This window comes from Sphingomonas sp. (genome assembly GCF_031426035.1).
In the GTDB taxonomy this organism is placed as follows: domain Bacteria; phylum Pseudomonadota; class Alphaproteobacteria; order Sphingomonadales; family Sphingomonadaceae; genus Sphingomicrobium.
In genome coordinates this window covers 1-9,290 of the sequence record NZ_JANPKO010000091.1, presented here as the reverse complement: position 1 = coordinate 9,290, position 9,290 = coordinate 1, and the positions used below count along the sequence as shown (strand labels likewise).

Sequence of the window (9,290 nt, the reverse complement as noted above, 5' to 3'; positions counted from 1 at the left end):
GGGCGATCCGGCCGAACGTGGTGGGAGCCGTGCGGCTCCGGTTGAGGAATTTTTCCACCTCTCGCAGCAAGTGCATATGCTATCCCCTAGTCAAATGCGACTCGGCTGCACACGCTTTCCCAACGCAATTCCTACTTGTCTAGGCGTGTGCTTATAATTAAGGGATAAATAATGTGGTCCGACCCGCGTAAGCTGATCGAGCGTCTGTGCGCCGAGAGGGGCGAGGATTTCGCCGGCCTGTCGCGCATGCTCGGCCGCAACCCCGCGTATATCCAGCAATTTGTCCGGCGCGGCGTGCCCAAGCGCCTGGGCGAATCGGAGCGGCGCAAGCTGGCGCGCTACTTCGCCATTCCCGAGTCGCTGCTAGGAGGGCCGCAGGAAGAAGATGAGGAAGCGGCGGCGCGCCTGATTCCGGTCTCGCGCAGCCCGGTGCGCGCCTCGGCCGGCCCCGGCGCGTTCGCGCTCGACGACGGCGGGCGGCCCTATTTCGCGTTCGACCCGCGCTGGCTCAAGACGCTCACCGCCTCGCCCACCAACCTGCTGTCGATCATCCGCGTCGAGGGCGATTCGATGGCCGCCACGCTCAACGCCGGCGACGACATATTGGTCGACCACGGCGACTCCGCCGAGCGCCTGCGCGACGGCATCTACGTGCTTCGCTCGGACGAGGCGCTGGTGGTCAAGCGCCTCGCGCTGCACCCGATCGCGGGCACCGTCACCGTCCAGTCCGACAACCGCGCCTACCCCGACTGGCCCGACTGCAAGTTCGACGAGATCCAGTGCATCGGCCGGGTCATCTGGGCCGGCCGGAAAATTCACTGAGGCATCGCTCACGCGGCGTCTGGACCGACCCGCTCCCCCATCCGGCCACCCATTCAGTGTACGCTCGTGGGTGGCCGGGTGGGGGTGCGGGCCGGCACCGGCTATTCCCAACAAAAACTCTATCGCCGCCGGTCGAACAGCCACAGCAGCACCGCCGCGGCGACGCCGAGGCCGGTTCCGGCGAGCACGCCCAGCATCGGCTGCCCGGTCGCCACGCCCCAAGCGAAGCCGGCGACGATCGCCACCATCAGCAAAAATCCGCCGGCGAGAGAATTGCGCTGTTCCATCGCCGCGCCATGCCAGACGAGAGCCCGTCGCGCCAACACTCCCACTGCCAACAAACACGGTGAATGCTTCGTTGACCGCCTTTGGCGTCAGTCCTGAAACTGCCGCGGGGTTACCTGCGGCGGCATGGACTCGCCCTACATCTCCGGCCGCGCCGCGCTGGCCGACGCCTCCGACCTGCTCGAGCGCTTCGGCGACAATGCCGGGCTCGAGGCGGCTTCGCGCGCCGAAGGCAGCCGCGACGCCGGCAACGTCCTGCGCTTCTGCCACTGGCGCCAGATCGAGCGCGTCATCGCTTCGCTGAGCGAAGCCGAGGTCCGCGGCACCGTCCACTAGGCGCTCGCGCCAACCTGCTCCACCTACCCCATTGATACTGGTGCGGTTCATTCGTGCCGACTAGGGTCGCGGCATGGTTCACCGGGGAGGACGGCGCACGGCGGCGCATTTGGCATGCGCGGCCGCCATCCTGTGCGCGCCCGCCGCCGTCGCCGCCCAGACCGACCCGGGTGCCGCCGACCTCGACCCGTCCGCCCCGCTCGAGCCGATGGACGACCTCGGGATTGCCTGGCCCGACATGAATGTCGCCGACCAGCCGATCGCGCCCGATCCCGCCGAGCCCGTTACCGCCGAAACCCCCGCCGCCACTGAAACCTCCATCGACGATGCCGCCAGCGAGCGGCGGTACGCGGTCGTCGTGGAGGGCCTCGCCGCGATCGACGGCGCAACCGTGCTGGCCGCGTTCGACGAGCAGTCCGCGTTGCGCGCCGGGCGCGGCGACGCCGCCAACGCGGCGCAGATCGAGCGCCGCTCGACCGCCGATGCCGAATTGCTCGCCGAACTGCTGCGCAGCCGAGGCTATTACGACGCCGCGGTCGAGCCGCGCATCGACAGCGACGGCGACGTCATCCGAGTCGTGCTCGAAGCCGCGCCGGGCCCGCAATACCGCTTCACCTCGGTCACGCTGCCCGGGCTCGATCAGGCCGGCGAGGAAGCCGACCGCCTGCGCCGCGCGTTCGCGGTCAAGGCCGGCGACCCGGTGATCGCCGCCGACGTGATCGCCGCCGGGATCGCGCTCAAGGTCGCGCTCGGCGAGCAGGGTTTCGCCACCGCCACCGTCGGCGAGCAAATCGTCGAGATCGATCATGAAGCGCGCACCGCCCAATTGGTGCTGCCGGTCGAGCCCGGCCCGGTCGCGCGCTTCGGCGCCATCCGCGTCGACGGCCGCCCGCCGTTCAGCGCGGCCCACGTCGGCCGCATCGCGCGCTTCAAGCCGGGCCAGGAGTTCAAGCGCTCCAAGGTCGACGATCTGCGCCGCGCCTTGGTCGCCACCGGGCTGGTCGCCTCGGCCGACGTCCGCGTCGTGCCGTCGGCCGACGGCCGCACCGACGATCTCGCCGTGCGGCTCGATCCGGCGCCGATGCGCACCGTCGCCGGCGAATTGGGCTACGGCACCGGCGAGGGCATCCGCGCCGAGGCCAGCTGGCAGCACCGCAATCTGTTCAACCCCGAGGGCGCGCTGACCGTGCGCGGCGTCGCCGGCACCCAGGAGCAATTGTTCGCGCTGCAGTTCCGCCGCAACAATTTCCGCGCCCGCGACCAGATCTTCAACGCCCAGCTGTCGGCCAGCCACATCGATCATGACGCGTACGAGGCCAAGACGCTGCAGGTGTCCGCCGGGCTCGAGCGCCAGAGCAATTTCATCTGGCACAAGAAATGGACGTGTAGCGTCGGCGGCGAGCTGATCGCCACCGACGAGCGCGGCGTGTTCACCGACCCCGCCAACGACGAGACCCGCACCTTCCTGATCGCCGCGCTCCCCGCCAGCCTCTACTATGACGGCAGCGACGATCTGCTCGACCCGACCCGCGGCTTCCGCCTCGGCGGGCGGGTCAGCCCCGAGCTGTCGATCAAGGGCGGCAGCCGCGCCTATGCCCGCGCCCAGCTCGACGCCAGCGCCTACTTCCCGGTGTCGAAATCGGTCGTCGCCGCCGGCCGCGTCCGCCTCGGCACCATCGTCGGCGCCGATTCCTCGGCGATCGCACCGTCGCGCCGCTTCTACTCGGGCGGCGGCGGGTCGGTGCGCGGGTTCGGCTACCAGAAGCTTGGGCCCCGTGCCGCCGACGGCGACCCGATCGGCGGCCGCGGCCTCGCCGAGTTCGCGCTTGAGGCGCGCGTTCGCTTGAAAGCGTTCGGCGGCAATTTCGGCGTCGTCCCGTTCCTCGACGGCGGCACCTTGTCGGGCGACATCGCGCCGGGCTTCGGCGACTGGCGTTTCGGCGCCGGCCTCGGTTTGCGCTATTATTCCTCGTTCGGCCCGATCCGGCTCGACGTCGGCACCCCGCTCAGCCGCCGCCCGGGCGACAGCCGCGTCGCCGTCACCGTTTCGCTCGGCCAGGCGTTCTGACGGTGGCCGAAGCAATTCTCCGCGAGCCCGGCGGACAAGCGCCGATCCGCCTCCGCCGCGACTGGCGCCGCCAGCTCGGCATCGAACTCGCCACCTTCTTCGTCGGCCTGCTGATCCTGCTCGCCGGCGCGATCGTGTTCCTCGACACCGCGCCCGGCCACCGCTTCATCGTCGACCGCCTCGCGCGGCTCGAGACCGCGTCGGGCCTGAGCATCCGCATCGGCCGCATCGAAGGCTCGGTGTTCGGCGAATCGCGGCTGAAGAACGTCACCGTCGCCGACCGCCAGGGGGTGTTCCTGACCTCGCCTGAACTGACCCTCGACTGGTCGCCCGGCGCCTGGCTGTACAATTCGCTGCATATCGACAAATTGACTGCCGACCGCGTCACCTTGACCCGCCTGCCCAAACTGCGCCCGATCGGCCGCACCGGCCCGATCCTGCCCGGCTTCGACATTCACATCGGCGATCTCGCGATCAAGCGGCTCGAACTCGCCCCCGCGGTCACCGGCAGCGCGCGCAGCGGCAGCGTGCGCGGCACCGCCGACATCCGCGCCGGCCGCGCGATGGTCGAGCTGAAAGCGGCAATCGACGGCGGCGGCGACCGCTTGGCCATCGCGCTCGACGCCGAGCCCGACCGCGACCGCTTCGACCTCGATGCGCGCATCGTCTCCCCCGCCGGCGGCCTCGTCCCCGCGCTGTTCGGCAGCACCCGCGCGCTCGACCTCGCGGTGGCCGGAGACGGCAGCTGGACGCGCTGGCGCGGTTCGGCGGCGATGAACCTCTCGGGCCGCCCCGCCGCGCGCCTCGCGCTGACCGCCGACAAGGGCCGCTACGGCCTCGCCGGCACCCTCGCCCCCGCACCGTTCCTCAAGGGCCGCCTGCAGCGCCTCACCGCGCCCACCGTGCAGGTTCGCGGCAACGCCACGCTCGCCGATCGCTTGCTCGAGGGCCAGCTCACGCTCGGCTCGCCCGCCTTGCGCGCCGCCGCCAGCGGCACCCTCGACTTGGCCGAAAACCGCTACCGCAAGGTCCGCGTCGGGATCGACCTGCTGCGCCCGCCCGCGCTGTTCCCCAACATGCGCGGGCGCAACGTGCGCCTGGTGTGGACGCTCGACGGCGCGTTCGGGGCGGCCGACTATGCCTACCGCCTGACCTCGCCCAATGTGAGCATCGACAAGACCGGCTTCGTCGACGTCCGCGCCGAAGGGAAGGGGCGGCTGTCGCAATGGCCGATGCGCGTCCCGTTGCGGCTAAGTGCGCGCGCCATCACCGGGGTCGGCGATGTCGCCGGCGCGATCCTCGCCAACGCCCGGCTCGAGGGCCTGCTCACCGTCACGCCGAAACTGATCCGCGGCGAGGGCCTCCAGCTGACCAGCGCCAAATTGAAGGGCAAGGTCGCGCTGCTGGTCGACCTCGTCACCGGCCGCTTCGAGGTGCTGCTCGCCGGCGGCCTGACGCGCTATGCGATCCCCGGGCTCGGCATCGTCGACGTCGCCACCGACTTGAAGATCGTGCCGGGCCCGGGCGGCAAGGGCTCGCGCGTGGTCGGCACCGCGAAAGCGTGGGTGCGCCGCCTCGACAACAGTTTCTTCCGCGAGCTCGCCGGCGGCCTGCCGCGGCTCGAAACCAACCTCGAGCGCGGCAACGACGGCATCGTCCGCTTCACCAACCTGCAGCTGTTCGCTCCGGCGCTGCGGCTGTCGGGCGGCGGCCAGCGCAACCGCGACGGCACCTTCCACATTGTCGCCTCGGGCCGCCAGGCCAAATACGGCCCGCTCAAGCTGACCCTCGACGGCCGCATCGAGCGCCCGCGCATCGACTTGCTGCTCGATCGCCCCAACGACACGCTCGGCCTCCGCGCCGTGAGCCTGCTGCTGCTGCCGAGCCCGGCGGGGTTCGATTACACCGCGTCGGGCGGCTCGCGCCTCGGCCCGTTCACCAGCGCCGGGCGAATCCTGCTGCCCAAGGGCGCGCGCACTTTGATCGCGATCAACACGCTCGACGTCGGCGGCACCCGCGCCAGCGGCACGTTGCGCGCCGACCCCGGCGGTTTCTTCGGGCGGCTCGACGTCGCCGGCGGCGGGCTCGACGGCGACCTCGCCTTCTCTCCGGTCGACGGCGCCCAGCGCATCGAGGCGCACCTCGCCGCGCGCGGCGCGCGCTTCCCCGGCATCTTCGCGGCGCGCGCCGGGCGCCTCGACGGCACCATCATCCTCGCCGACGGCCGCACCACCATGGACGGCGTGGTCGACGCGCGCGGGCTCGAGGTCGCCAGCATGAGCTTCGCCCGCCTCACCGCCAACGCGCGACTGGTCAACGGCAGCGGCCGCGTCCGCGCGGTGGTCGCCGGGCGGCGCGGCGCCGCGTTCGATTTCACCACCGTCGCCGACATCACGCCCGACACCATCCGCCTCACCGGGCGCGGCCAGGTCGAGCGCCGGCCATTGGTCCTCGTCCAGGCCGCGCTGCTGACCCGCGCTGGCGATGGCTGGAGCCTGGCGCCGACCGCCTTCACCTTTGCCGGCGGCCGCGGCACCTTGTCCGGGCGCAGCGGGTCGCGCCCCGAGGTCCACGCCCAGCTCGCGGCCATGCCGTTGCAAATCCTCGACATTATTTCCCCCGGCCTCGGCCTCAAGGGCTCCGCCTCGGGCCGCCTCGACTACAGCTGGGCGGGCACCCGCAGCGGCCGCGCCGACCTCCGCATCCGCGGCCTCAGCCGCGCCGGCATGGTGCTCGCCTCGCAACCTATCGACCTCGGCCTCGCCGCCGTCATCAACGGCAACAGCGCCGCCACCCGCGCCGTCGCGGTCAGTGGCGGCAAGACCATCGGCCGCGCCCAGGCCCGCTTCGCCTCGCTCGGCAACGGACCGGTGATCGCCGAACTGCTCAACGCCCGCCTGTTCGCGCAGCTCCGCTACGCCGGCCCCGCCGATACGCTGTGGCGGCTGTCGGGAACTGAAATCTTCGACCTCTCCGGCCCGGTCGCGATCGGCGCCGACATTGGCGGCTCCCTGCTCACCCCCGCGATCCGCGGCTCGCTGCGCACCGAGACCGCGCGGCTCGAAAGCGCGGTGACCGGCACCGTGCTCGACAATCTCGCCGCCGAAGGCCGCTTTGCCGGTCCGCGCCTGATCTTTTCCAAACTCTCCGGCCGCACCAAGGGCGGCGGCACCTTGTCCGGCTCGGGCACCGTCACCTTCTCCGGCGGGCGCACCTTGCTCGATCTCGACTTCACCGCCGCCCAGGCTTTGCTGCTCGCGCGCGACGACATCGCCGCGCGCGTCACCGGCCCTCTGAAGTTCCGCTCGGACGGCGACGGCGGGCTGATCTCGGGCAATTTCCGCTTGAACAACGGCCGCTTCACCCTCGGCCGGGCCAGCGCCGCCGCCGCCGTCCCCCAGCTCAATGTGCACCACCGCGGGCTCGACCCCGCCGAAATCATCGAGCCCGCCGAGCTGCGCCCATGGAAGCTCGACGTGAAACTGGCCGGCGGCGACCTCGACGTGCGCGGGCTCGGCATTTCGAGCCGCTGGACCACCGACCTCGCCATCGGCGGCACCGCCGACGCCCCGCGCTTCCGCGGCCGCGCCGATCTCGTGCGCGGCGATTACGAGTTCGCCGGGCGTACCTTCCGCCTCGAGCGCGGGATCATCCGTTTCCGCGGCGAAAGCCCGCCCGACCCGTTGCTCGATATCCGCGCCGAAGCGCAGGTCCAGGGCCTCGATGCCAGCGTCCGCGTCACCGGCACCGGCCTCAAGCCCGAGATCACCTTCGCCAGCGTGCCCGCAATGCCGCCCGACGAACTGCTCTCGCGCATCCTGTTCGGCACCTCGATCACCAATTTGTCGGCGCCCGAGGCGGTGCAATTGGCGTCGGCGGTGGCGGCGCTGCAATCGGGCTCGGGCAGCCTCGACCCGATCAACGCGGTGCGCCGCGCGGTCGGCCTCGACCGCTTGCGCATCCTCCCCGCCGACATCTCGACCGGGCAGAAAACCGCGGTCGCCGCGGGCAAGTACATCGGCCGCAAATTGTTCGTCGAGGTGATCACCGACGGCCAGGGCTATTCCGCCACCCGCGCCGAATATCAGATCACCCGCTGGCTGTCGGTCCTGTCGTCGATCTCGACCATCGGCCGCACCAGCGCCAACGTCCGCATCTCGAAGGACTACTGACGGCGTCATCCCGGGCTTGACCCGGGACCCGCCTTCTTCTTCAACCCGAAACAACCGGAGGGGAAGCGCGCCATGAAGAACTGGAACGTCAAGAAGGCCGAAGTCGCGCGCGAGGACCTGGCCGAGCATCACCGCCTCGCCCAGACTCTCGGCTGGCCGCACCTCGTCGCGCTCGGCGTCGGCGCGATCGTCGGCACCGGCATTCTCACTTTGATCGGGGTCGGCGCGGCCAAGGCCGGCCCGGCCGTCATCCTGTCGTTCGCGATTGCCGGGCTGATCTGCGTGTGCGCCGCGCTTGCCTATGCCGAGGTGGCGACGATGATCCCCGCCTCGGGCAGCGCCTACACTTATTCCTACGTGGTGTTTGGCGAGCTGGTGGCGTGGATGGTCGGGGTCGCGCTGATCCTCGAATACAGCCTGGTGGTCAGCGCCGTCGCGGTCGGCTGGTCGGGCTATGCCGCGGGCTTCCTGGCGTCGATCGGCGCCGCGCTCCCGCCCGATCTCGTCAACGGCCCCGAGCTGGGCGGGATCGTCAACCTCCCCGCGATCTTCATCATCGTGGTGGTCGCCGGGCTGCTCATCGCCGGCACCCGCGAAAGCGCCAACCTCAACGCGATATTGGTGGTCATCAAGCTCGCCGCCCTGGCGCTGTTCCTCGCGGTCGCCTTCCCCGTCTTCAACGCCGACAATTTCACCCCGTTCATGCCCTACGGTTTCCCGCGCACCGGCCCGGCCGGCGCCGAGGTCGGGGTGATGGCCGCCGCGGCGATCATCTTCTTCGCCTTCTACGGCTTCGACGCCATCGCCACCGCCGCGGAGGAGGCCAAGAACCCCGACCGCGACCTCGCCATCGGCATCGTCGGCTCGATGGTGGTGTGCGTCGCCATCTACATGGCGGTCGCCGCCGCCGCGGTCGGCGCGCTCGGCTACGCCCGCTTCGCCGACAGCCCCGAGCCGCTGGCCTTGATCCTGCGCGAGATCGGGCAGGGCTGGGCGGCGCGTATCCTCGGCGCCTCGGCGGTGATTGCGCTGCCGACGGTGATCCTCGCTTTCTTCTTCGGGCAGAGCCGGATCTTCTTCACCGTCGCGCGCGACGGCCTGCTCCCCGCCAGCCTCGCCCGCGTGTCGGCGCGCGGAACCCCGGTGCGGATCACCGTCTTCACCGCGATCGTCGTCTCGATCGTCGCCGGCCTGGTGCCGCTGGCGACCATCGCCGCGCTCGCCAACGCCGGCACGCTCGCCGCGTTCGTCGCGGTGTGCGCGGCGATGCTGGTGCTTCGGGTGCGAGAGCCGAACCGCGAACGGAAATTCACCACCCCGCTGCCATGGGTGATCGGGATCGGCGGAATCCTCGGCTGCCTCTATCTGTTCATCAGCCTACCGACCAAGACCCAGCTGTTCTTCCTCGCCGCGCAGGGCATCGGGCTGATCCTCTACGCCATTTACGGACATGGCGCGGCGGCCAAGGCGCGGGCGCGGAGCGGTGCGAATGGCTGACGCCAGGCGGCGGCTGTCCAACATCGTCGGCGGCAGCGCGGGCAATCTGGTCGAGTGGTTCGACTGGTACGTCTACTCGGCGTTCGCGCTCTATTTTGCGCCGGTGTTCT

The 9,290-nt window shown here is 70.8% G+C and carries 6 protein-coding genes; 5 read left to right on the top strand and 1 reads right to left on the bottom strand.

Annotation, left to right across the window (positions count from 1 at the left end):
* Positions 1 to 171 precede the first annotated feature (171 nt).
* Positions 172 to 822: a S24 family peptidase gene (locus tag RMP08_RS06235; protein ID WP_310468131.1), complete on the top strand. Its 651-nt coding sequence runs from the start codon at positions 172 to 174 to the stop codon at positions 820 to 822.
* A 119-nt stretch (positions 823 to 941) separates the two neighbouring features.
* On the opposite strand, the gene RMP08_RS06230 is transcribed toward RMP08_RS06235, so the two are convergent.
* Complete coding sequence (locus tag RMP08_RS06230) at positions 942 to 1,109, bottom strand: hypothetical protein (RefSeq protein WP_310468130.1); 168 nt, start codon at positions 1,107 to 1,109, stop codon at positions 942 to 944.
* Positions 1,110 to 1,233: 124 nt separating this feature from the next.
* Here RMP08_RS06230 and RMP08_RS06225 point away from each other — a divergent pair, with 124 nt between their 5' ends.
* The 4 genes from RMP08_RS06225 (at position 1,234) to RMP08_RS06210 (ending at position 9,180) form a co-directional block, all read left to right on the top strand.
* Positions 1,234 to 1,443: a hypothetical protein gene (locus RMP08_RS06225; RefSeq protein ID WP_310468129.1), complete on the top strand. Its 210-nt coding sequence runs from the start codon at positions 1,234 to 1,236 to the stop codon at positions 1,441 to 1,443.
* Positions 1,444 to 1,516: 73 nt separating this feature from the next.
* Positions 1,517 to 3,511, top strand: a complete 1,995-nt coding sequence (locus RMP08_RS06220; protein ID WP_310468128.1) for a BamA/TamA family outer membrane protein — start codon at positions 1,517 to 1,519, stop codon at positions 3,509 to 3,511.
* A 2-nt stretch (positions 3,512 to 3,513) separates the two neighbouring features.
* The gene (locus RMP08_RS06215) at positions 3,514 to 7,683 is read left to right on the top strand and encodes a translocation/assembly module TamB domain-containing protein (RefSeq protein ID WP_310468127.1); all 4,170 of its coding nucleotides are present in this window, start codon (positions 3,514 to 3,516) and stop codon (positions 7,681 to 7,683) included.
* A gap of 72 nt (positions 7,684 to 7,755) precedes the next feature.
* Positions 7,756 to 9,180 (top strand): amino acid permease, encoded by a 1,425-nt coding sequence (locus tag RMP08_RS06210; protein ID WP_310468126.1) that lies wholly within the window; start codon positions 7,756 to 7,758, stop codon positions 9,178 to 9,180.
* Positions 9,181 to 9,290: the final 110 nt, after the last annotated feature.